The sequence below is a fragment of the Micromonospora sp. DT233 genome (genome assembly GCF_049841815.1).
Classification (GTDB): domain Bacteria; phylum Actinomycetota; class Actinomycetes; order Mycobacteriales; family Micromonosporaceae; genus Micromonospora.
The window spans coordinates 655,099-677,797 of record NZ_JBNCLB010000002.1 but is presented as its reverse complement, the minus strand read 5'-3'; the positions used below and the strand labels follow the sequence as shown (position 1 = coordinate 677,797).

General features: G+C 71.6%; 21 protein-coding genes. 18 read left to right on the top strand and 3 right to left on the bottom strand.

What is annotated here, in order from left to right; translation table 11 throughout:
• The first annotated feature begins 128 nt into the window (after positions 1-128).
• The 15 genes from ACLQ2V_RS07235 (at position 129) to ACLQ2V_RS07165 (ending at position 17,754) form a co-directional block, all read left to right on the top strand.
• Positions 129-494: an NADH-quinone oxidoreductase subunit A gene (locus ACLQ2V_RS07235; protein WP_425717569.1), complete on the top strand. Its 366-nt coding sequence runs from the start codon at positions 129-131 to the stop codon at positions 492-494.
• Positions 495-508: 14 nt separating this feature from the next.
• Positions 509-1,186, top strand: coding sequence for a NuoB/complex I 20 kDa subunit family protein (locus tag ACLQ2V_RS07230; protein ID WP_425717568.1), 678 nt, complete (start codon positions 509-511; stop codon positions 1,184-1,186).
• Between the two features lie 115 nt (positions 1,187-1,301).
• Positions 1,302-2,039, top strand: coding sequence for an NADH-quinone oxidoreductase subunit C (locus ACLQ2V_RS07225; protein ID WP_425717567.1), 738 nt, complete (start codon positions 1,302-1,304; stop codon positions 2,037-2,039).
• Between the two features lie 52 nt (positions 2,040-2,091).
• The gene (locus ACLQ2V_RS07220; RefSeq protein WP_425717566.1) at positions 2,092-3,417 is read left to right on the top strand and encodes an NADH-quinone oxidoreductase subunit D; all 1,326 of its coding nucleotides are present in this window, start codon (positions 2,092-2,094) and stop codon (positions 3,415-3,417) included.
• The gene (gene nuoE, locus ACLQ2V_RS07215; RefSeq protein WP_425717565.1) at positions 3,414-4,499 is read left to right on the top strand and encodes an NADH-quinone oxidoreductase subunit NuoE; all 1,086 of its coding nucleotides are present in this window, start codon (positions 3,414-3,416) and stop codon (positions 4,497-4,499) included. The genes ACLQ2V_RS07220 and nuoE overlap by 4 nt, the downstream gene beginning before the upstream one ends.
• Entirely contained in the window at positions 4,496-5,812 is a 1,317-nt protein-coding gene (nuoF, locus tag ACLQ2V_RS07210) for an NADH-quinone oxidoreductase subunit NuoF (protein WP_425717564.1), read from the top strand. The genes nuoE and nuoF overlap by 4 nt, the downstream gene beginning before the upstream one ends.
• Positions 5,813-5,870: 58 nt before the next feature.
• Positions 5,871-8,387 carry an NADH-quinone oxidoreductase subunit G gene (locus tag ACLQ2V_RS07205; RefSeq protein WP_425717563.1) on the top strand — a complete coding sequence of 839 codons (2,517 nt, stop codon included), beginning with the start codon at positions 5,871-5,873 and terminating at the stop codon, positions 8,385-8,387.
• A complete protein-coding gene (gene nuoH / locus ACLQ2V_RS07200; RefSeq protein WP_425717562.1) occupies positions 8,384-9,736 on the top strand; it encodes an NADH-quinone oxidoreductase subunit NuoH in 1,353 nt (450 codons plus the stop codon). The genes ACLQ2V_RS07205 and nuoH overlap by 4 nt, the downstream gene beginning before the upstream one ends.
• Position 9,737: 1 nt before the next feature.
• Positions 9,738-10,379, top strand: a complete 642-nt coding sequence (gene nuoI / locus ACLQ2V_RS07195; protein WP_425717561.1) for an NADH-quinone oxidoreductase subunit NuoI — start codon at positions 9,738-9,740, stop codon at positions 10,377-10,379.
• On the top strand, positions 10,376-11,146 hold the full coding sequence (locus ACLQ2V_RS07190; protein WP_425717560.1) for an NADH-quinone oxidoreductase subunit J: 771 nt from the start codon (positions 10,376-10,378) through the stop codon (positions 11,144-11,146). Before nuoI ends, ACLQ2V_RS07190 begins: the two co-directional genes overlap by 4 nt.
• Positions 11,143-11,442, top strand: a complete 300-nt coding sequence (nuoK, locus tag ACLQ2V_RS07185; RefSeq protein ID WP_425717559.1) for an NADH-quinone oxidoreductase subunit NuoK — start codon at positions 11,143-11,145, stop codon at positions 11,440-11,442. Before ACLQ2V_RS07190 ends, nuoK begins: the two co-directional genes overlap by 4 nt.
• A 26-nt stretch (positions 11,443-11,468) precedes the next feature.
• A complete protein-coding gene (nuoL, locus tag ACLQ2V_RS07180; RefSeq protein ID WP_425717756.1) occupies positions 11,469-13,412 on the top strand; it encodes an NADH-quinone oxidoreductase subunit L in 1,944 nt (647 codons plus the stop codon).
• A gap of 64 nt (positions 13,413-13,476) precedes the next feature.
• A complete protein-coding gene (locus tag ACLQ2V_RS07175) occupies positions 13,477-15,009 on the top strand; it encodes an NADH-quinone oxidoreductase subunit M (protein ID WP_425717558.1) in 1,533 nt (510 codons plus the stop codon).
• Entirely contained in the window at positions 15,006-16,580 is a 1,575-nt protein-coding gene (gene nuoN, locus ACLQ2V_RS07170; protein ID WP_425717557.1) for an NADH-quinone oxidoreductase subunit NuoN, read from the top strand. The genes ACLQ2V_RS07175 and nuoN overlap by 4 nt, the downstream gene beginning before the upstream one ends.
• 91 nt (positions 16,581-16,671) lie before the next feature.
• Positions 16,672-17,754: a polyprenyl synthetase family protein gene (locus ACLQ2V_RS07165; RefSeq protein ID WP_425717556.1), complete on the top strand. Its 1,083-nt coding sequence runs from the start codon at positions 16,672-16,674 to the stop codon at positions 17,752-17,754.
• A 9-nt stretch (positions 17,755-17,763) separates the two neighbouring features.
• On the opposite strand, the gene ACLQ2V_RS07160 is transcribed toward ACLQ2V_RS07165, so the two are convergent.
• The gene (locus ACLQ2V_RS07160; RefSeq protein WP_425717555.1) at positions 17,764-18,948 is read right to left on the bottom strand and encodes an MFS transporter; all 1,185 of its coding nucleotides are present in this window, start codon (positions 18,946-18,948) and stop codon (positions 17,764-17,766) included.
• 153 nt (positions 18,949-19,101) lie between these two features.
• Here ACLQ2V_RS07160 and ACLQ2V_RS07155 point away from each other — a divergent pair, with 153 nt between their 5' ends.
• The 3 genes from ACLQ2V_RS07155 (at position 19,102) to ACLQ2V_RS07145 (ending at position 21,291) form a co-directional block, all read left to right on the top strand.
• A complete protein-coding gene (locus ACLQ2V_RS07155; protein WP_425717554.1) occupies positions 19,102-19,884 on the top strand; it encodes an IclR family transcriptional regulator in 783 nt (260 codons plus the stop codon).
• Positions 19,885-20,071: 187 nt separating this feature from the next.
• Entirely contained in the window at positions 20,072-20,587 is a 516-nt protein-coding gene (locus tag ACLQ2V_RS07150) for a sigma-70 family RNA polymerase sigma factor (RefSeq protein WP_425717755.1), read from the top strand.
• Positions 20,584-21,291, top strand: a complete 708-nt coding sequence (locus tag ACLQ2V_RS07145; RefSeq protein WP_425717553.1) for an anti-sigma factor family protein — start codon at positions 20,584-20,586, stop codon at positions 21,289-21,291. The genes ACLQ2V_RS07150 and ACLQ2V_RS07145 overlap by 4 nt, the downstream gene beginning before the upstream one ends.
• On the opposite strand, the gene rarD is transcribed toward ACLQ2V_RS07145, so the two are convergent.
• Positions 21,276-22,205 carry an EamA family transporter RarD gene (rarD, locus tag ACLQ2V_RS07140; protein WP_425717552.1) on the bottom strand — a complete coding sequence of 310 codons (930 nt, stop codon included), beginning with the start codon at positions 22,203-22,205 and terminating at the stop codon, positions 21,276-21,278. The two genes, ACLQ2V_RS07145 and rarD, sit on opposite strands and share 16 nt — an antisense overlap.
• 18 nt (positions 22,206-22,223) lie before the next feature.
• The gene (locus ACLQ2V_RS07135; protein ID WP_425717551.1) at positions 22,224-22,691 is read right to left on the bottom strand and encodes a GNAT family N-acetyltransferase; all 468 of its coding nucleotides are present in this window, start codon (positions 22,689-22,691) and stop codon (positions 22,224-22,226) included.
• Positions 22,692-22,699: the final 8 nt, after the last annotated feature.

Here is a 22,699-nt window from a genome sequence, read left to right as displayed (position 1 = left end):
CCGACGGTCGAGGATGACCGCCGACCAGGACCGGGATCGACCCCGCCGACAGCGGTCGTGAGGGACGTGAATAGTGTGATTTTCGCCGAGGACCGCCGAGGCCAGGAAAGGACGAGCAGGAGACCACGATGACGCTCTCTCCTTACGCACCCATCATCGGGCTGTTGGCCATCGCCGCGGCCTTCGCGCTGTTCTCCGTGGCCGCCGCCCGCTTCGTCGGCCCACGCCGGCTCAACAAGGCCAAGCTCGAGGCGTACGAGTGCGGTATCGAGCCCAGCCCGCAGCCCGTCGGGGGCGGCCGGTTCCCGATCAAGTTCTACCTGACGGCGATGCTCTTCATCGTCTTCGACATCGAGATCATCTTCCTCTACCCCTGGGCGGTTTCGTTCGACGCCCTGCCGATCTTCGGCTTCGTGGAGATGGTCCTGTTCATCGTCGCGGTCTTCGTTGCGTACGCCTATGTGTGGCGGCGCGGCGGCCTGGACTGGGACTGAGGAAGGAACGTCAGATGGGTATCGAGGAGAAGCTTCCCGCCGGCGTCCTGCTCACGTCGGTCGAGTCGCTGGTCAACTGGACGAGGAAGACGTCCTTCTGGGGCGCCACCTTCGGGCTGGCCTGTTGCGCCATCGAGATGATGGCCGCCGGTGGCCCCCACTACGACCTGGGCCGTTGGGGCATGGAGGTCTTCCGGGCCTCGCCCCGGCAGGCCGACCTGATGATCGTCGCCGGCCGGGTCAGCCAGAAGATGGCCCCGGTGCTGCGCCAGATCTACGACCAGATGGCCGAGCCCCGCTGGGTGCTGTCCATGGGCGTCTGCGCCAGCAGCGGCGGCATGTTCAACAACTACGCGATCGTGCAGGGCGTGGACCACATCGTCCCCGTCGACATGTACCTTCCGGGCTGCCCGCCCCGCCCGGAGATGCTCATCGACGCGATCCTCAAGCTCCGCGAGAAGGTCATGCACGAGCCGCTGGGCCCGAACGGCCGCAAGATGCACCAGGCCCGCCTCGAGCGCGGCGACCTGCCGGCCGTCCCGTACGGCTCGATGCCGTCGTCGTACCGCAACGACAAGGCCCGGCGCGCCGAGTGGACGAAGGCCGTCCGCGAGGGGCGCGAGGAGCAGCTGCGGATCGAGAACTGGATGAAGGCAGAGCACCACCTCCACCCGCACGGGGGTATCAAGTGAGCGCGAGGAGTGCAGCGAAGCGGAGCCCCGCAGTCGCGAACGGAGGGCTGGCACCGGTGAGCGCGAGGAGTGCAGCGAAGCGGAGCCCCGCAGTCGCGAACGGAGGGCTGGCACAGTGAGCGCACCTTCCGACAAGCCGAACACCGGCGGGCTGCCGGTGCCGGCGACGCCGGCCGGGGCCAGCAGCGGCGCGCCGGCCGAGTACCCGCCGTCCAGCCCCGCCGGGCGCGGCATGTTCGGCAACCAGGGCACCGGCGACGTCTCCGGCTTCGGCGGCCTGGTCCGCCAGCGCCAGCCGATCGAGGAGGCCGCCCGCCCGTACGGGGGCTACTTCGACGAGGTCCGCGACGCGCTGGAGGAGGCGTACCCGGACTTCGCCGACGCGATCGAGAAGGTCGTGGTGGACCGGGGCGAGCTGACCCTGCACGTGCGCCCCGAGCGGATCGCCGAGGTCTGCCAGGTGATGCGCGACGACCTCGCGCTCCGCTTCGAGCTCTGCTCGTCGGTCTCCGGGGTGGACTACCTGGGCGCGGACGCCCGCCGGCTGCACGTGGTCTACCAGCTCACCTCGATGACGTACCGTCGCCGGGTGCGGCTGGAGGCCGCGGTCTCCGCCGAGGCCCCGCACCTGCCGAGCGTCACCGCCGTCTACCCGACCGCCGACTGGCAGGAGCGGGAGGCGTACGACATGTTCGGCATCGTCTTCGACGGCCACCCCAACCTGACCCGGATCCTCATGCCCGACGACTGGGAGGGCCACCCCCAGCGCAAGGACTACCCGCTGGGTGGCGTGCCGGTGGAGTACAAGGGCGCCGAGATCCCGCCGCCGGACCGGAGGAGGTCCTACCAGTGAGCGCGAGGAGTGAGCTTGCGAGCCCCGCAGTCGTGAACGGAGGGTCGGCACGGTGACCACGCCCAACTACGCCACCGAGCGTGAGACCACCGAGGGCAGGGTCTTCACCGTCACCGGTGGGGACTGGGACCAGATCGTCTCCAGCACGGACCCGATCAACGACGAGCGGATCGTCGTCAACATGGGCCCGCAGCACCCGTCCACCCATGGTGTGCTCCGGCTCATCCTGGAGCTGGAGGGCGAGACCGTCCGGGAGGCCCGGTCGGTCGTCGGCTACCTGCACACCGGCATCGAGAAGAACCTCGAATACCGCAACTGGGTGCAGGGCTCCACCTTCGTGACCCGGATGGACTACCTGGCCCCGCTGTTCAACGAGACGGCGTACAGCCTGGCGGTGGAGAAGCTGCTCGGCATCACCGACGACATCACCGAGCGGGCCACCACGATCCGGGTCCTGATGATGGAGCTGAACCGGATCTCGTCGCACCTGGTCTGGGTCGCCACCACGGCCATGGAGCTCGGCGCGATCAACATGATGCTGTACGGCTTCCGCGAGCGGGAGTACATCCTCGACATCTTCGAGAGCATCACCGGCCTGCGGATGAACCACGCGTACGTCCGGCCGGGCGGCGTGGCGCAGGACATTCCGGACGAGGCGTTCCCGAAGATCCACCGGCTCCTCAAGCTGCTGCCGAAGCGGCTCAAGGAGTACGAGGACCTCCTCTCCGGCCAGCCGATCTGGATCGAGCGCACGACCAACGTCGCGGTGCTCGACGCGACCGGCTGCCTGGCGCTGGGCGTCACCGGCCCGGTGCTGCGCTCCGCCGGCCTGGCCTGGGACCTGCGCAAGACCATGCCGTACTGCGGCTACGAGACGTACGAGTTCGACGTGCCGACGCACACCGACGGCGACGTCTGGGGCCGCTACCAGGTCCGGCTCGCCGAGATCCGGGAGTCGATGAAGCTGGTGGAGCAGGCGCTCGACCGGCTCAAGCCGGGCCCGGTGATGGTGGCCGACCGGAAGATCGCCTGGCCGGCGCAGCTCGCCATCGGCGTCGACGGCATGGGCAACTCGCTGGAGCACGTGGCGAAGATCATGGGCCAGTCGATGGAGTCCCTGATCCACCACTTCAAGCTGGTCACCGAGGGCTTCCGGGTCCCGCCGGGCCAGGTGTACGTCGGCGTCGAGTCGCCCCGGGGCGAGTTGGGCGTGCACGCGGTCTCCGACGGCGGCACCCGGCCCTACCGGGTGCACTATCGGGAGCCGAGCTTCGTCAACCTCCAGGCCCTCCCGGCGATGGCCGAGGGCGGCCTGATCGCCGACGTGATCGCCGGCGGCGCCTCGCTGGACCCCGTGATGGGTGGTTGTGACCGATGAGCTTCACCGAAACGACGCGTGAGCGGGCGCGGGAGATCATCTCCCGGTACCCGGCCGACCGGGCCCGGTCCGCGCTGCTGCCGCTGCTGCACCTCGTGCAGTCCGAGGAGGGGTACGTCTCCCCGGCCGGCGTCGAGTTCTGCGCCGAGGTCCTCGGTCTGAACAAGGCGCAGGTCGGCGCGGTCGCCACCTTCTACACGATGTACAAGCGCAAGCCGACCGGCGACTACCTGGTCAGCGTCTGCACCAACACCATGTGCAACGTGCTCGGTGGCCAGGAGGTCTACGACACCCTGGCCGAGCACCTGGGCGTCGGGCACGACGAGACCACCGCCGACGGCAAGGTCACCCTGGAGCACGCCGAGTGCCTGGCGGCCTGCGACTACGGCCCGGTGATGACCGTCAACTACGACTTCTTCGACGGGGTGAACCCGCAGTCCGCCCTCGGGGTGGTCGAGGAGCTGCGCTCCGGCGGTCGGCCGATGCCGACCCGGGGGGCCCGGCTCTGCACGCTCAAGGAGATGGCGGTGCAGCTCGCCGGCTTCGCCGACGAGCGCGAGGGCGCGGTCGCCGACGGCGGCCCGGGTGAGCCCACCCTGCGCGGCCTGCGGTTGGCCGAGCAGAACGGCATCTCGGTGCCGGGCTTCGACCCGAGCACGCCGATCCGGAGCAAGGCGGAGGCCGACCGGGCCGCCGCCGAGGCGAAGGCGAAGGCCGAGGCCGCGAAGGCCGCCCCGGCTCCGCAGGCGGAGCCCGCGAAGCCGGCACCCGCGAAGGGCACCCCGGCCGTCGAGTCGGCACCGGCCGCCGAGGCGACCGGCAGCACCACCCGCGACGTGAAGGCGCCGGACGACAAGTCGCCCGAGGTGCGGGCCGCCGAGACCCGGCAGCCGGACGCGGCGACCGCCGCCCCGGACGCGCCGGGCACGAAGGCACCCGTCGACGCGGCGGCCCCGGCCCCGCGCGACGCCCGGGCGGCGCAGGCCGCCGGTGCCGCGGCGAACGCCCCGGCCGGTGACGGCAAGCCCGCCGGCGACTCCGCCGACGCCCAGGAGCGCTCCCTCAAGGAGGCCCAGAAGTGACCACTCCCCGGCCGGAGACCCTGGCCAAGCTCACCCCGGTGCTGACCAAGCGCTGGCTGTCGCCGGACGCCTGGCGGATCGGCACGTACGAGCGGCTGGACGGCTACGCCGCCCTGCGCAAGGCGCTCAAGGCCCACCCGGACGACCTGATCCAGTTGATCAAGGACGCCGGGCTGCGGGGCCGTGGCGGCGCGGGCTTCCCGACCGGCCTGAAGTGGGGGTTCATCCCGCAGGGCGACGGCAAGCCGCACTACCTGGTGGTCAACGCCGACGAGGGCGAGCCGGGCACCTGCAAGGACCTGCCGCTGATGACCCACGACCCACACTCGCTGGTCGAGGGCGTGATCATCGGGTCGTACGCGATCCGGGCCAGCCGGGCGTACATCTACATCCGGGGCGAGGCCGTGCACGCCGCCCGCCGGCTGCGCAGCGCGGTTCGCGAGGCGTACGCCAAGGGTTATCTGGGCCGCAACATCCTCGGCTCCGGGTACGACCTGGAGCTGGTGGTGCACTCGGGCGCCGGGGCGTACATCTGCGGTGAGGAGACGGCGCTGCTGGACTCGCTGGAGGGCTTCCGGGGTCAGCCCCGGCTGCGCCCGCCGTTCCCGGCGACCCACGGCCTGTACGCCAGCCCCACGGTGGTCAACAACGTCGGCACCATCGCCAGCGTGCCCTACATCGTGCTGGGCGGGGCCGACTGGTGGAAGACCATGGGCACGGAGAAGTCCTCCGGGCCGATGATCTACTCGCTCTCCGGCCGGGTCGCCAACCCCGGCCAGTACGAGTGCACGATGGGCGTCACCCTGCGCGAGCTGCTGGAGCTGGCCGGGGGGATGCAGCCGGGGCACGAGCTGCGGTTCTGGACGCCCGGTGGCTCCTCCACCCCGCTGCTGACGGCCGAGCACCTGGACGTGCCGCTGGACTTCGAGGGGGTGGCGGCGGCCGGCTCGATCCTGGGCACCACGGCCACGCAGATCTTCTCCGACCAGGACTGCCCGGTCTACGCGACCTACCGGTGGCTGGAGTTCTACCACCACGAGTCGTGCGGCAAGTGCACCCCGTGCCGGGAGGGCAACTACTGGATGGTCCGGGTCTACCGGCGGATCCTCGCCGGCCAGGGCACCCACGAGGACCTGGACACCCTGCTCGACACCTGCGACAACATCCTCGGCCGCTCGTTCTGCGGCCTGGGCGACGGTGCGACCAGCTCGGTGACCTCCTCTCTGAAGTACTTCAAGCAGGACTACCTCGACTACATCGAGGGACGTACCGCGCCGAAGCTGTCGGACAAGCAGCTGGTGGGAGCGCACTGATGCGAGCGCGAGGAGTGAGCGAAGCGAGCCCCGCAGTCGCGAGCGAAAGGCGAGCACTGTGACCGACGTAGCCAAGAAGACCGAGACCGTCACGCTCACCATCGACGGCGTCGAGGTCACCGCACCCAAGGGCGCGCTGCTGATCCGGGTCGCCGAGCAGATGGGCACGGAGATCCCCCGGTTCTGCGACCACCCGCTGCTGGCCCCGGCCGGCGCGTGCCGGCAGTGCCTGGTCGAGGTGGAGGGCCAGCGCAAGCCGGTGGCCTCCTGCACCCAGACCGTCGCCGAGGGCATGGTGGTCCGCACCCAGCTCTCCTCCCCGGTCGCCAAGAAGGCGCAGGAGGGGGTCATGGAGCTGCTGCTGCTCAACCACCCGCTCGACTGCCCGATGTGCGACAAGGGCGGCGAGTGCCCGCTGCAGAACCAGGCGATGTCCACCGGCCGCACCGACTCGCGCTTCCACGAGCACAAGCGGGAGTACGAGAAGCCGATGGCGATCAGCACCCAGGTGCTGCTCGACCGGGAGCGGTGCGTGCTCTGCCAGCGCTGCACCCGGTTCTCCGAGGAGATCGCCGGCGACAAGTTCATCGACCTGATGGGCCGGTCGTCCGCCGAGGAGATCAACATCTACCGGGACGACGCGTACGGCGCGGAGCCCGGCGACGACAGCGGCGACGTGCCGTTCAACTCGTACTTCTCGGGCAACACCGTGCAGATCTGCCCGGTGGGGGCGCTGACGGGCGCCCAGTACCGGTTCCGGGCCCGCCCGTTCGACCTGGTCTCCAGCCCGAGCGTCTGCGAGCACTGCTCGGCCGGCTGCGCGCAGCGCACCGACTGGCGGCGCGGCAAGGTCACCCGCCGGCTGGCCGGCGACGACCCGCAGGTCAACGAGGAGTGGAACTGCGACAAGGGGCGCTGGGGCTTCCAGTACGCCCGCGCCTTCGACCGGCTCACCACCCCGCTGGTGCGCGACGCCGAGAGCGGCGAGCTGCGCGAGGCGTCGTGGAGCGAGGCGCTGACCGCCGCCGCCGACGGGCTGCGCGCGGCCCGCGACGCCGGCCAGGGCACGGCGGTGCTCACCGGCGGCCGGCTGACCGTCGAGGACGCCTACGCGTACGCGAAGTTCGCGCGGGTCGCCCTGAACACCAACGACATCGACTTCCGGGCCCGGCCGGTCTCCCGCGAGGAGTCCGACTTCCTGGCCAGCACGGTCGCCGGGCGCACCGACGTCACCTACGCGGACGTGGAGAACGCGCCCGCCGTGGTGCTGGTCGGCCTGGAGCCGGAGGAGGAGTGCCCGATCCTCTTCCTGCGGCTGCGCAAGGCGTACCTGAAGAAGAAGCTCACGGTGTACGCCCTCGCGCCGTTCGCCACCCGGGGCCTGGAGAAGCTCGGGGCCAAGCTGGCCCGGGTGGTGCCGGGCGAGGAGGCGAGCGTCCTCGCCGAGCACGCCACGGTGGCCGAGGCGCTCAGCGCGCCCGGTGCCATCCTGATCGTCGGCGAGCGGTTGGGCGAGGTGCCCGGCGGCCTGTCGGCGGCGGCGGACATCGCCCGGCGTACCGGCGCGAAGCTGGCCTGGGTGCCGCGGCGCGCGGGCGATCGGGGCGCGGTCGACGCGGGCTGCCTGCCGAACCTGCTCCCCGGCGGTCGTCCGGTCACCGAGCCGGCCGCGCGGGCCGAGCTGGGCGAGGCGTGGGACATCGCGGCCGGGGTGATCCCGAGCCAGGCCGGTCGGGACACCGACGGCATCCTCGCCGCGACCGCGAACGGCCAGGTCGGCGCGCTGGTGGTGGCCGGGGTCGACCCGGCCGACCTGGGCGACCCCCGGCTGGCCGAGCGGGCCCTCGACGCGGTGCCGTTCCTGGTCAGCCTGGAGCTGCGCAACAGCGCGGTGACCCGCCGGGCGGACGTGGTCCTCCCGGTGGCCCCGGTGGTCGAGAAGGCCGGCAGCTTCCTGGACTGGGAGGGGCGGCTGCGCCCCTTCGAGGCCGTGCTGCACACCGCCGCGATGAGCGACGCCCGGGTGCTGGACGCGATCGCCGCGCTGCTCGACGTGCGGCTCGGCACCGGCGACGTGCTCAGCATCCGCCGCGAGCTGGGCAGCCTGACGCCGACCCGGGCCGACCGGCCGTCCCCGCCCTCGGTGGAGCCGGCCACGGTGCCCGAGCCCGGCGCCGGCGAGGCCGTCCTGTCCACCTGGCACCAGCTGCTCGACCTGGGCAGCCTCACCGACGGTGACGAGCACCTGGGCGGGACCGCCCGTCCGCCGGTGGCCCGGCTGGGCAAGGGCACCGCGGAGGCGCTCGGCGTCGCCGACGGTGACCCGGTGACGGTGGGCACCGACCGGGGGGCGATCACCCTGCCGGCGGCGATCACCGAGATGCCGGACGGCGTCGTCTGGCTGCCGACCAACTCACCCGGCTCCACCGTGCGGCGTGGCCTCGGCGCGACGTCCGGCACGGTGGTACGGATCTCCGCCTCCCGGGCGACGGAGGCCGGCGCGACCGGCCCGGTCGCCGCGGACGCGGCCGGCCGTCCGGGTCCGCTCCTCAACTCCGGGGGTGCCACCCAGTGAACGTCGTCTACCTGGCCCAGGACCCGACGCTGGCCGACTTCGGCAAGGACCCGTGGTGGCTGGTCCTGATCAAGGTCCTCTTCGCCTTCGTCGTCGCCGTGCTGGCCACGCTGCTCGGCGTCTGGTTCGAGCGGCGGGTCGTCGCCCGGATGGCCGTGCGGCCCGGCCCCAACCAGGCCGGCCCGTTCGGCCTGCTGCAGACCCTCGCCGACGGCCTGAAGATGGCCTTCAAGGAGGACATCCTGCCGAAGGCGGCGGACAAGGTCGTCTTCTTCTTCGCGCCGACGATCTCGGTGATCTGCGCGGTCACCGCCCTGTCGGTGGTGCCGTTCGGCCCGATGGTGAGCATCTTCGGTCACCAGACGCCGTTGCAGGTCACCGACGTGCCGGTGGCGGTGCTGGTGCTGCTGGCCTGCTCGTCGATGGGCATCTACGGCATCGTGCTCGGCGGGTGGGCCTCCGGCTCGACGTACCCGCTGCTGGGCGGCCTGCGCTCCACCGCCCAGATGATCTCGTACGAGGTCGCGATGGGGCTGAGCATCGTGGCGGTCTTCATGACCGCCGGCACGATGTCCACCAGCGGCATCGTCGCCGCACAGGGCGACGCCACCCGGCTGACGATCGCAGGCTTGGAGGTCCCGGCCCCCGGCTGGTACGCGATCCTGCTGCTGCCGAGCTTCATCATCTTCTTCATCTCCATGGTCGCGGAGACCAACCGGGCGCCGTTCGACCTGCCCGAGGCCGAGTCGGAGCTGGTCGCCGGCTACATGACGGAATACAGCTCGCTGAAGTTCGCGCTCTACATGCTCAGCGAGTACGTCGCGATGGTGACGATGTCCGCAGTCACCACCACGCTCTTCCTCGGCGGTTGGCGGGCACCGTGGCCGATCACCCTCTGGGAGGGTGCCAACTCCGGTTGGTGGCCGATGCTCTGGTTCTTCGGCAAGGTCATCGCCCTGGTCTTCGTCTTCATCTGGCTGCGCGGCACCCTGCCCCGGCTCCGCTACGACCAGTTCATGCGCTTCGGCTGGAAGGTGCTCCTGCCGATCAACCTGGTCTGGATCCTGGTCCTGGCCGGCCTGCGGTCGATCGAGGACTGGCAGACCCAGGACCGGCTGCTGGCCACCGGCGTCGGGGCGGGCGTCCTGCTGCTGGCGACGCTGCTCTGGCCGAGCCGCAAGCCGAAGGTGAAGCCGTCGTTGCAGGAAGAGGCCAACAGCCGACCGCACGGCAGCTTCCCGCTGCCACCGATGGACCTGCAAGTGCCACCGAGCCCGCGCACCAAGCGCGTGGTCGCCGAGCGGGAACCGGCCAACGTCACCGCCGGCCCGGAATCCAGGGAGGTGTGACGTGAGCGCGATCACCGGAACGTTCAAGGGGTTCGGGGTCACCTTCTCGCACTTGTTCAGGAAGGTCGTCACGACCGACTACCCGTTCAAGCCGCCGACCCCGGCGCCGCGATACCACGGGCGGCACATCCTGAACCGGCACCCGGACGGCCTGGAGAAGTGCATCGGCTGCGAGCTGTGCGCCTGGGCCTGCCCCGCCGACGCGATCTACGTCGAGGGCGGCGACAACACGGAGGAGAACCGACTCTCCCCGGGTGAGCGGCACGCCTCCGTCTACCAGATCAACTACGCCCGCTGCATCTTCTGCGGGCTCTGCATCGAGGCATGCCCGACCCGGTCGCTCACCATGAGCAACGAGTACGAGCTGGCCCGGGACAACCGGCAGGACCTGATCTTCACGAAGGAGCAGCTGCTGGCGCCGCTGCTGCCGGGCATGGAGCAGCCGCCGCACCCGATGCGGCTCGGGGACAGCGAGAAGGACTACTACGTCGGCGCGCTGACGAACCCGGGCACCTCCGCCGGGGCCGAGCACGCGACCAACAGTCCGGGTCGGTACCAGGTCGAGGAGCACCCCGGGGTGACCTTCCCCGGTGCCGAGCAGCACGCCCAGCGGGCGGCGGCGGGCAAGGGAGACGACAAATGACCACGCAGACGGTGCTCGCCGCGGCGGGCGAGGTGTCCGGTGGCGAACAGGTCACCTTCTGGATCCTCGCCCCGCTGGCGCTGATCGGCGCGATCGGCATGATCATGGCGCGCAACGCCGTGCACTCGGCGCTCTTCCTGGTGCTGACGATGCTCTGCCTGGGCGTCTTCTACGTCATCCAGGCCGGGCCGTTCATCGGCATGGTGCAGATCATCGTCTACACCGGCGCGATCATGATGCTCTTCCTGTTCGTGCTGATGCTGGTGGGCCGGGACTCCTCGGACTCGCTGATCGAGACGCTGCGCGGCCAGCGGGTCGCCGCGGTGCTGCTCGGCCTCGGCTTCGCCGGCCTGCTCGGCGTCGGCGTGTACCGGGCGCTGGACGGCGTCACGGCGGTCGGCCTGGAGCAGGCCAACGCGGAGGGCAACGTGCAGGGCATCGCCCGGCTGCTCTTCACCAAGTACGTCTTCGCCTTCGAGCTGACCTCGGCGCTGCTGATCACCGCGGCGGTCGGCGCGATGGTGCTGGCGCACGTCGAGCGGCGCAAGGAAGACAAGATGGACCAGGTCGCCACGATGAAGGCCCGCTTCGCGCCCGGCAACTACCCCGGCCCGAAGCCCGGCCCGGGTGTCTTCGCCACCTCCTCGTCGGTGGCCACCCCGTCCCGTCTGCCCGACGGCCGGCTGACCGAGCGCGGCATCCCCGAGATCATGCCGGTCCGGGAGATGACTCCTGAGGAGATCTCGCTGAAGGGGACGGACAAGTGACCCCGAACTTCTATCTGGTCCTGGCCGTGGTGCTGTTCACCATCGGCGCGTCGGGGGTGCTCGTCCGGCGCAACGCGATCGTGCTGTTCATGTGCGTCGAGCTGATGCTGAACGCGGCCAACCTGGCGCTGGTCACCTTCAGCCGGATCAACGGTGACCTGAACGGCCAGATCATGTCGTTCTTCGTGATGGTGGTGGCCGCGGCGGAGGTCGTGGTCGGTCTTGCGATCATCATGGCGATCTTCCGGACCCGGCGCTCCGCGAGTGTCGACGACGCCAACCTGCTGAAGTACTGAGGGGCCCTGCGGTGGGAGAGATTCTGATGAACACCCCGGCTGAGCCGGCAGGTGCCGTCGCCTACGCTCCGGCGGAAGGGCTGCTCGGCAGCGTCTGGCTGCTGGTGGCGATCCCGCTGGTCAGCGCGGCGATCCTGCTGCTGCTGGGCCGGCGGGCCGACCGCTGGGGGCACTGGCTCGGGGTGGCCGCGATCGGCGCCTCCTTCGTGCTCGGCCTGACCTACTTCTTCCAGCTACGCGGCCTGGAGAACAAGTCGGCGGAGCTGAGCCTGTGGGACTTCATCGCGGTCGGTGACTTCAAGGTGGACTTCGGCCTGCTCTTCGACCCGCTGGCCGCGGTCTTCGTCCTGCTGATCACCGGGGTGGGTTTCCTGATCCACCTCTACGCGGTCGAGTACATGGCGCACGACGAGGGCCGGCGACGCTTCTTCGCCTACTTCAACCTCTTCGTCGCCGCGATGCTCCTGCTGGTGCTCGGCAACAACTACGTGATGCTCTACTTCGGCTGGGAGGGCGTCGGCCTGGCGTCGTACCTGCTGATTTCCTTCTGGTACGGGCGGCCGAGCGCCGCCACCGCCGGCAAGAAGGCGTTCCTGATGAACCGGGTCGGCGACGCCGGCCTCGCCATCGGCATCTTCATCATGTTCGCCACCCTCGGCACCACCCAGTACGACGAGGTGTTCAACGGCGTCGGCTCGCTGACCGCGACCACGGTGCTGGTGCTCGGCCTGCTGCTGCTGCTCGGTGCGGCCGGCAAGTCCGGCCAGTTCCCGCTGCAGGCGTGGCTGCCGGACGCGATGGAGGGCCCGACCCCGGTCTCCGCGCTCATCCACGCGGCCACCATGGTCACCGCGGGCGTCTACCTGATCGCCCGCTCCAACGCGATCTTCTCGGCGAACTCGACGCTGCAACTCGTGGTGGTCAGCGTCGGGGCGCTCACCCTGCTGCTGGGCTGCATCATCGGCGCGGCCAAGGACGACATCAAGCGGGTGCTCGCCTGGTCGACGGTGAGCCAGATCGGTTACATGTTCCTCGGCGTCGGCCTGGGCGGCGGGGCGTACGCCCTGGCGATCATCCACCTGCTGGCGCACGGCTTCTTCAAGGCCAACATGTTCCTCGGCGCCGGCTCGGTCATGCACGGCATGAAGGACCAGGTGGACATCCGCCGCTTCGGCGGGCTGTCGAAGTACATGAAGGTCACCTGGCTGACGTTCATGATGGGTTGGCTGGCGATCATCGGCATCCCCCCGCTGTCGGGCTACTTCTCGAAGGAGCCGATCATCGCGGCGGCCTTCGAGCGCGACGACTGGACGGCCTGGCTCTTCGGCGGGGCGGCGCTGCTCGGCGCAGGGCTCACCGCCTTCTACATGACCCGGCTCTTCGTGCTCACCTTCCACGGCCCGAAGCGCTGGACCTCCGACATCGAGCACCCGCACGAGTCGCCGAAGCTGATGACCATTCCGCTGATCCTGCTGGCTGTCGGCTCGGTGGTCGCCGGTGGCCTGATGGCCTGGGACGGCGGCGTCGTCTCCTGGCTGACGCCGGTGCTCGGCGAGGAGGCCGGCGAGGCGCACGGCGTGCTGTCGCACACGGCGATCAACATCCTGTCGTTGCTGGTCACCGTGGCCGGGGCCGGGCTCGCCTGGTTCCTGTTCCGCGCCGGCACCGCCACCGAGCCGCAGCCGGCGGGCGTGCTGGTCACCGCCGCCCGGCGCAACCTCTACACGGACACCGTCAACGAGGCGGTCTTCGAGAAGCCGGGCGTCTTCCTCACCCGGGCGCTGGTCTACCTCGACAACCGGGGCGTCGACGGGCTGGTCAACGGCCTGGCCGCCGCGGTGGGCGGGGGCTCGGGCCGGCTCCGGCGGCTCCAGACCGGCTTCGTCCGGTCGTACGCGACCTCCATCCTGACCGGCGCGTTGCTGGTGGTGGCGGCGTTCCTGGCCGTGCAGGCGGGGTGGCTGGCGTGAACGACCTCTTCCCGGCCGCCCCCGCCGGCGGACCACGCAGTGACGACGGAGGTAAGGCCGCATAATGTCCAACTTCCCGTTCCTCTCGGTGCTGACCGTGGCGCCGCTGGTCGGCGCGCTGGTCGTGGCCGTCCTGCCGCGCCGGCGGCCGGACCTGGCCAAGCAGGTGGCCTTCGGGTGGTCGCTGCTGGTGCTGGTCCTGTCGGTGGTCATGTGGGTGACCTTCGAAGCCGGCGGTGACCGGCTCCAGTTCCGCGAGTCGTACACCTGGATCCCGCAGTGGGACGCCCGGTTCACCTTCGCGGCCGACGGCATCTCGCTGGTGATGCTGATGCTGATCGCGGTGCTGGTGCCGCTGGTGATCCTGGCGTCCTGGCACGACGCCGAGCCGTCGAAGCGCTCGGTGCCGGCCTACTTCGCCCTGCTGCTCGTCCTCGAGAGCACGATGATCGGCGTCTTCGCCGCCGCCGACGTCTTCCTGTTCTACGTGTTCTTCGAGGTCATGCTCGTGCCGATGTACTTCCTCATCGGCAGCTACGGCGGCCACCAGCGGCAGTACGCGGCCGTGAAGTTCTTCCTCTACTCGCTCGTCGGCGGCCTGTTCATGCTCGCCGCCGTGATCGGCCTCTGGGTGGTCGGCGGGAAGACCTTCGACTGGCAGGCGCTCACCCAGATCGACATCTCCACCGGCACGGGGCGCTGGCTCTTCCTCGGCTTCTTCATCGCGTTCGCGATCAAGGCCCCGTTCTTCCCGTTCCACACCTGGCTGCCCGACGCCGGTGGCGCGGCCCCGGCCGGGGCCGCCGCGCTGCTGGTCGGCGTGCTGGACAAGGTGGGCACCTTCGGCATCCTGCGGTACTGCCTGCCGCTGTTCCCGGAGGCGTCGCGGTGGTTCGCCCCGTGGGCGCTGGCGCTCGGGGTGATCGGCATCATCTACGCGGCGCTGCTCGCGGTCGGCCAGAACGACCTGAAGCGGCTGGTGTCGTACACCTCGATCGCGCACTTCGGCTTCATCGGGGTCGGCATCTTCGCCTTCACCACCCAGGCGGGCACCGGCGCGGTGCTCTACATGCTCAACCACGGCCTCGCCACCGGCCTGCTCTTCCTGGTGGTGGGGATGCTGGTGGCCCGGCGCGGCTCGGCCCTGATCAGCGACTTCGGCGGCGCGGGCAAGCTGGTACCGCTGCTGGCCGGGGTGCTCTTCTTCGCCGGTCTGGCCTCCCTGGCCCTGCCGGGCACCGCGCCGTTCGTCTCCGAGTTCCTGGTGCTGATCGGCACGTTCACGGTCAACAAGCCGGTCGCGGTGATCGCCACGCTCGGCATCATCCTGGCCGCCGCGTACGTGCTGTGGATGGTGCAGCGCACCACCCAGGGCACGCTCAACCCGGCCCTGACCGAGATCGCGCCGATGCGCCGCGACCTCAACCTGCGCGAGAAGGCCGTGGTCGCGCCGCTGATCGCGCTGATCGTGCTGCTCGGCTTCTATCCCAAGCCGGTCACCGATGTCATCAACCCCGCCGTCCGGGCCACCATGGAGGACGTCGGTCGGACCGATCCCGCCCCTGAGGTCGGCAGCGTCCAGGAGGCCGCCAAATGACCGAGCTGAAGTTGCCGTCGATCGACTACGCGGCGCTCGCTCCGATCCTGATCATGCTCGGCGTCGCGCTGCTGGGCGTGCTGGTCGAGGCCTTCGTGCCCCGCAAGCAGCGCCACGTCGTGCAGCTCTCGCTGGGGCTGCTGGCGGTGCTCGCGTCGCTGGTGATGGTGATCCTCAACGCCGACCGGCTGCTCACCGACACCGGTGCGGGCCTGATCACCGCCGGTGGGGCCGTCGCGGTGGACGGGCCGGCGCTGTTCCTGCAGGGCGGCATCCTGGTGCTGGCCGCGATGTCGCTGCTGCTGATGGGCGAGCGTTCGGTGGAGCGGGGCGGGGCGTTCGTGGCCCACGCCGCGATCACCGCCGAGTCGGCCGACGACCGGCGGCAGGCCGAGGGGAGCAACGGGGCGACCGAGGTCTACCCGCTGGTCAGCTTCGCCATCGGCGGCATGCTGATCTTCGTCGCGGCGAACGACCTGCTGACCATGTTCATCGCCCTGGAGGTCTTCTCGCTGCCGCTGTACCTGCTCTGCGCGCTGGCCCGTCGCCGGCGGCTGCTGAGCCAGGAGGCGGCGATGAAGTACTTCCTGCTCGGCGCGTACGCGTCGGCGTTCTTCCTCTTCGGCGTGGCCCTGATCTACGGCTTCACCTCGGGCATCCCGGGTCGGACGGCGGGCGTCGACTTCGCCACCATCCACGCGGCGGTCGGTGAGTCCCCGGCCAGCCAGATGCTGCTCTTCGGCGGCATGGCGCTGCTCTCCATCGGCCTGCTCTTCAAGGCCGCCGCCGCCCCGTTCCACGTCTGGACCCCGGACGTGTACCAGGGCGCCCCGACGCCGGTCACCGGCTTCATGGCGGCCTGCACCAAGGTTGCCGCCTTCGGCGCCCTGCTGCGGGTCTTCCACGTGGCGTTCGCCGGTGCGGCCTGGGACTTCACCCCGGTCCTCGGCGTGGTGGCGGTGCTGACCATGCTGATCGGCGCGGTGCTGGCGGTCACCCAGACCGACATCAAGCGGCTGCTGGCGTACTCGTCGATCGCCAACGCCGGGTACCTGCTCGTCGGGGTGCTCGCGGGCAGCTCCGACGGGCTCTCCGGCACGATGTTCTACCTGGTCGCGTACGGCTTCACGGTGCTCGCCGCGTTCGCGGTGGTGACCCTGGTCCGGGACGCCGACGGGGAGGCCACCCACCTGTCCCGCTGGGCCGGGCTGGGCCGGCGCTCGCCGTTCTTCGCGGGGCTCTTCACCTTCATCCTGCTGGCCTTCGCGGGCATCCCGCTGACCAGCGGGTTCATGAGCAAGTTCGCCGTTTTCGCCCCGGCGCTGGACGCCGGCCACTCGTGGCTGGTGGTGGCCGGCGTGCTGACCAGCATGGTGCTGGCGTTCCCGTACCTGCGGGTCGTGGTGATGATGTGGCTCTCCGAGCCCGGGGAGTCCACCCCGACGGTCGCCGTGCCGGGCGGGCTCACCTCGGCGGCCCTCATGATCGGCGTGCTGGCCACGCTGGTCCTGGGCGTCGTCCCCGGTCCGCTGCTCGATCTCGCGAACGGCGCTGCCGATTTCGTCCGATGATCTCCGTTTGCCCCGCGACGGGGCCGGTGCGCGTGGGCGTGCCGGCCCCGTCGCCGTATCCCCCGTCCGGAGCAGGTCGAACGCGTGTGGCATGGTGGATAGCGTGGTGAATCCGGCTGGCGAGCGTTCAGATGCCCCCGGCTCCGGTCGGCGGAGTCGGGCGAGCACGGGTCAGTTCGGCGCGCTCGGCCTGCAACTGGCCGACCCCCGCGTCGAGGCGTCCGTGCTGGGCCTGTTGGACTCCGTCGAGGCGGAACTACGCTCCGCCGTGGCGAGCGCCGACCCGCTGGTGACCGAGGCCGCCCGGCACCTGATGGAGGCCGGCGGGAAGCGGTTCCGCCCGCTGCTGGTCGCGCTGGGTGCCCAGTTCGGCGACCCCACCGGCCCGCAGGTCGTCCCGGCCGCAGTGGTGATGGAGCTCACCCACCTGGCGACGCTCTACCACGACGACGTGATGGACGAGGCCCCGGTGCGCCGGGGTGCGCCGAGCGCCAACTCGCGCTGGACCAACTCGGTGGCGATCCTCGTCGGCGACTACCTCTTCGCCCGCGCCGCCGACATCGCGGCGGACCTGGGCACCGAGGCGGTGCGGTTGCAGGCGCGCACGTTCGCCCGGCTGGTGCACGGGCAGATCGCCGAGACCGTCGGCCCCCGCGCGGGGCAGGACCCGGTCGAGCACTACCTCGGCGTGATCGCCGAGAAGACCGGCTCGCTGATCGCCACGTCGGCCCGCTTCGGCGGCATGTTCGGTGGGGCGTCCGCCGCGTACACCGAGGCCCTGGCCGGGTACGGCGAGACCATCGGCGTGGCCTTCCAGCTCTCCGACGACCTGCTCGACATCGCCAGCGAGTCGACCCAGTCGGGCAAGACCCCCGGCACCGACCTGCGCGAGGGCGTGCCGACGCTGCCGGTGCTCTACGCGCTCGCCTCGGACGACTCCGACGCCGCCTCGGTGCGGCTGCGGCAGCTCCTGGCCACCGGCCCGCTGGTCGACGACGCGCTGCACGCCGAGGCGCTGGGCCTGCTGCGTGAGTCCCCGGCGCTCAAGCGGGCGCGGGAGACGGTCCGCAGCTACGCCGAGGAGGCCCGCGACCAGCTCGCCCCGCTGCCGCAGAGCCCGTCCCGGCGGGCCCTGGAATCCCTCTGCGACTACATCGCCGACCGCACGAGCTGACCCGCTCGGTCAGTCCGGTGGGCGCCGGGAGCGGTGGGCGACGGTCACCATCAGGGTGGCCGACAGGAGCATGGCCGCCGCCGCGCTGAGCCACATCGTCGGGTAGCCGAAGGTGGTGGCGGTCGCCCCCAGGGCCAGCGGCCCCAGGCAGCCGCCGGCGTACACCCCGGTCTGGGTGATCGAGGTGGCCGCGGCCGGGGCCTGCGGGTGCAGCCGGGCCACCGCGAAGGTCATCAGCCCCGGCCAGGCCCAGCCCAGGCCGAAGCCGAGCAGCACGCCCGCCACCAGCGGCACCGGGCCGGGCAGCGCCAGCAGCACCAGCCCGAGCGCGCCGACGACGAGCATCCCGGCGATGGCCGCGACGTGACCGTCCGCGCGGCGGTCGGCCAGCGCCCCGAAGCCCACCCGGGCCACCACGCAGACCAGGCCGCCCAGCGTCAGGGTCAGCCCGGCCAGGCTCGGCGAGAGCCCTCGGCCGGCGGCCGAGTCGACCAGGAACGTGCCGAGGGCGTTCGCGGCGGCCGCCGCCAGCGTCGCGGCGACCCCCGCCAGCACCAACGCCCCCGTCGTCCCACCGGCCCGCCGGTCGCCACCGGTGCGCCCCGGCCGGGCTTCCGCCACCGGTACGAGTGCCAGCGCGGCCAGCGCCGCGACCGCGCCCGCGACGAACGCCCACCGCCAGCCGGCGGTCAGCGCGACCGTCGGCACCGCCAGGCCGGCCAGCAGGGTGGAGAGCGGGATCGCCGCCTGCTTCGCCCCGAACGACACGCCCTGCCGGCGCGGCGGCACGTGCTGGACCAGGGCCGCGTTGCTGGCGAGCTGCCCCAGCGCGTTGGCGGCGGCACCGAGCGCCAGCAGCACGACCAGCACCGGGTACGACCGGGCCAGCCCCGCCACGGCCAGCATCGTCGCGGCGGAGAGCAGGATGCCGGCGCGGGCCACCACCGCCGGGCCGAGCCGCTCCACGAGGGCGCCGCAGGGCATGGAGGCGAGCGCGCCGACGCCGAAGTACACGGCCACGGCGAGACCCAGCCCGGCGGGGGAGAAGCCGAGGTCCGCGCCCATCTGCACGGCGAGCCCGCCGACCAGGAAGACGGGCAGGACACAGGCGACGGTGGTGGCGACGGCCCCCACCCCGGCTCGCAGGGGGCGGCCGGCGGTCGGGGGCGTGGGGGGTGAAGCGGCACGCGTCATGGTCCGTAAAACGTACGCGAGTCTCCCTCGGACAACTCATCGTGTCGCTCAGCCCACGGACCGTTTAAGATGATCTGGCATCGTCGATCCGAACAGGCATTTCGCCGAACGCCTGGATTTCATATGGTGTAAGCCCCGGCGGCGGAGGTGGTTGTGCGCGACCCCCTGGCGGAACCTTCGGACCTCATCCGGAGCGTGTCCCGCGCCCTACGCGTGCTCGAATCGGTCGGCCGTGCCCCGAAGGGGCTGACCGTCAAGCAGATCGCGCGGCGCTGCGAGCTGACCGTGGCCACGACCTACCACCTGGTTCGCACGCTGGCGTACGAGGGTTACGTGATCCGCCGCGAGGACGGCACGTACATCGTCGGGTTGGAGATCGCCGACCGCTACCGCGAGCTGGTGACCGCGTTCCGGGGCCCGGCGGCGGTCGGCGAGAACCTGCGGCGGGCCGCCCTCGACACCGGCTACAGCCACTATCTCGGCCGGTTCGTCGGCGGCCAGGTGGCGATCATCGCCGTGGCCGAGGGGCACCGCTCGCCCTACCTGGAGGACCTGGTCCCCGGCTTCGACGAGGGGGCGCACGCCACCGCCCTCGGCAAGGCCCTGCTGGCCACCCTCACCGCCGAGCAGCGCCTGCGCTACCTGCGGGAATACGGCATGCGCCCGTTCACCAACGCCACCCTGACCAGCACGGAGGCGTTCGAGGCGGACCTGGCGGCCGGCGACCGCCGGGGGATGCAGCTCGAAATGGGCCAGTTCCGGCAGGGGGTGGCCTGCGCGGGGGTGCTGGTCACCCCCGACAAGGACATGGAACGCCGGATGGTGCTGGCCTGCGCGTTGCCGGCCAACGACATGATGACCTCCGCCCGGGTGGTCCGGGCCAAGCTGCTCACCGTGGCCCGCGCCGTCGCCGTCGCCGCCGCCAGCGAAGGCTGAGCACGCGCGCCGACGCCGGCGTGGATACTTGCCCCCGAGCCGTTCCGGACGGCCCGGCCCCGTGCGCCAATTCGTCGGCGCGCGACTGAACCGATCGGGACCGGCGGACGTGCTTTCCGGGCGAAGTGCCGCTGTCGACGTTCGGCAGCGGAACCCGCTGGACTCCCGGACGACCGAGGGGGCCGCCATCAGCGACCACGACGCCCAACTGCTGCGTGCCCTGCACGACGAGCACGCCGACGCGCTCTACTCGCACGCCCTGCGGCTGGTCCACGGCGACCGGACGCGGGCCGAGGACCTGGTGCAGGAGACGCTGCTGCGGGCCTGGCGGCATCCGGAGTCGCTCGACCCGACCCGCGGCTCGGTGCGGGCGTGGCTCTTCACCACCGCCCGGAACCTGGCCATCGACGCCTGGCGGCGACGCTCCAGCCGGGTCGGCGAGGTCTACACCGACGAGGTGCCCGAGCCGCCGGAGACGGTCGACGAGACCGAGCGGGCGGTGGAGGCGTGGACGATCGCCGAGGCGCTGAACCGGCTCAGCCCGACCCACCGGGAGGTGCTGGTCGAGTGCTTCTACCAGGGACGATCGGTGGCGGAGGCGGCGGCGCGGCTGGGCGTTCCGCCCGGAACGGTGAAGTCCCGCACCCACTATGCGCTGCGATCATTACGGTTGGTGCTGGCGGAGATGGGGGTGACCGGATGACCCACTGCGAGTTCGCGTACGACGACGGCGCGTACGTGCTGGGCGCGCTCGCCCCTGCCGAGCGGGCGGCCTACGAGCGGCACCTCGCCGGCTGCCCCTCCTGCCGGGACGCGGTGGCCGAGGTCGCCGTGCTGCCCGGCCTGCTCGGTCGCCTCGACCCGACCAAGCTGGAGCAGTTCCTGGAGCCCCCGGCCGAGTCCACCCGGGTCCCGGCGCTGCTGGCCGACGCCCGGGAGCGCCGCCGCCGCGAGCGGTCGGCCACCCGCCGCCGGTACGTGCTGACCACGCTGGCCGCCGCCGCGCTGGCGTTGGTCACCGGCTTCGGCGCGGGGGCCCTGCGACCGCACTCCGAGCCGCCGACGGCGCTGCCGACGCCGACCCCGCAGGCGCCGATGGCCGCCATGCGGCCGTTCGCCGGGGCGGTGCCGGTGCACGCCGAGGTCGCGTTGACCGGTGCCTCCTGGGGCACCGAGGTCACCATGCGCTGCGGCTACGACCGGCGCGACGGCCACCGGGAGGCGTACACCTTCCGGCTGGTGGCGCACGGCCCGGACGGCGCGACGGAGCAGATCGGCTCCTGGCTGGCCGCCCCCGGCGACGAGCTGCGGTTCACCGGCGTCACCCGCTTCACCGACGCCGAACTGGTCCGGTTGGAACTCCTGCAGGCCGACGGCACCCCGGCGTTGATCTACGACACCCGCTGAGCCGCGACCGGGCTGGGCTCCTGCCGCCCGGCCGCCCGCGACCGGCGGGCGTGCCGGACGGCGTCGGCCGTGAAGACCACCAGGGCCAGCCAGACCAGGGCGAAGCCGGCGAGGCGGGCCGGTGGCATCGGCTCGTGCAGGATCAGCACCCCGCAGGCGAGCTGGAGGATCGGCGCGACGTACTGGAGCATGCCCAGCGTGGTCAGGGGCAGCCGGTTGGCCGCCCCGGCGAAGAACAACAGCGGGATCGCGGTCGCCGCGCCGGAGAGCACCAGCAGCACGGTGTGCCCGGTGGAGACGTGGCCGAAGGTGGCGTCCCCGGACGCGGCGAGCCAGCCGAGGTACCCGAGGGCGGGCAGGGCCAGCACCGCCGACTCCACGAAGAGCCCCTCCGCCGCCGGCAGGCCGAGCCGCTTCTTGGCCAGCCCGTACCCGGCGAAGCTGACCGCCAGGACGAGTGCGAGCCAGGGCGGGCGTCCGTAGTCGACGGTGAGCACGCCCACCGCCGCCGCGCCGACGCCCAGCGCCAGCCACTGCCCGGGGCGCAGCCGCTCGCCCAGCACGGTCACCCCGAGCAGCACCGACACCAGCGGGTTGATGAAGTAGCCGAGGGCGGTCTCCACGACCCGGTCGGAGTTCACGCCGTAGATGTAGGTGCCCCAGTTGACCGCGACCAGCGCGGCGGCGACCGCGATGCCGGCCAGCGTCCGGGGCTGCCGGGCCAGGGCGCGCAGGAACCCGATGTTGCGTCTCGCGGCGAGCAGCAGCGCGACGAGGAGCACCGACCAGACGATCCGGTGCGCCAGGATCTCCACCGGCCCGGCCGGCTTGAGCAGCTTGAAGTAGAGCGGGAAGAAACCCCAGAGCAGGTACGCGCCGAGGCCGTAGAGGTATCCGAGGCGGAGCGGATTCACGGCTTCGATCGTAAGGGGTCAACCCGCCGTCGGCTCCTTTCCCGTGACCGGCTTCACCCGCCGGTCGTACGCCATCCAGGTCCCCGGCTCCACCGGGGTGAAGCCCACCTTCGCGTAGACGGCGTGCGCATCGGCGGTGGCCAGCAGGATCCGGCGTACGCCGAGCTCGGCCAGGTGGTCGCGGGCGGCACCGGCCAGCCAGGTGCCCAGCCCGCAGCCCCGCGCCGCCCGGTCCACGTAGACGTCGCAGAGCCAGGCGAAGGTCGCCCCGTCGGTGACCACCCGGGCCACCGCGACCTGACGGCCGTCACCGGGACGGTAGACGCCGAACGGCAGCGAGCCGGCGAACGCCCGATCCAGGGTGTCCCGGTCCCGCCCGAGGGCCCAGTACGCGTCCGTGGAGAGCCAGTGGTGCACCAGGTCGAGGTCGAGCCGGGCCGCGTCGGTGCTGAGCAGGTGGCCGTCCGCACGGGTCAGAGTGAACACGTTCGCAC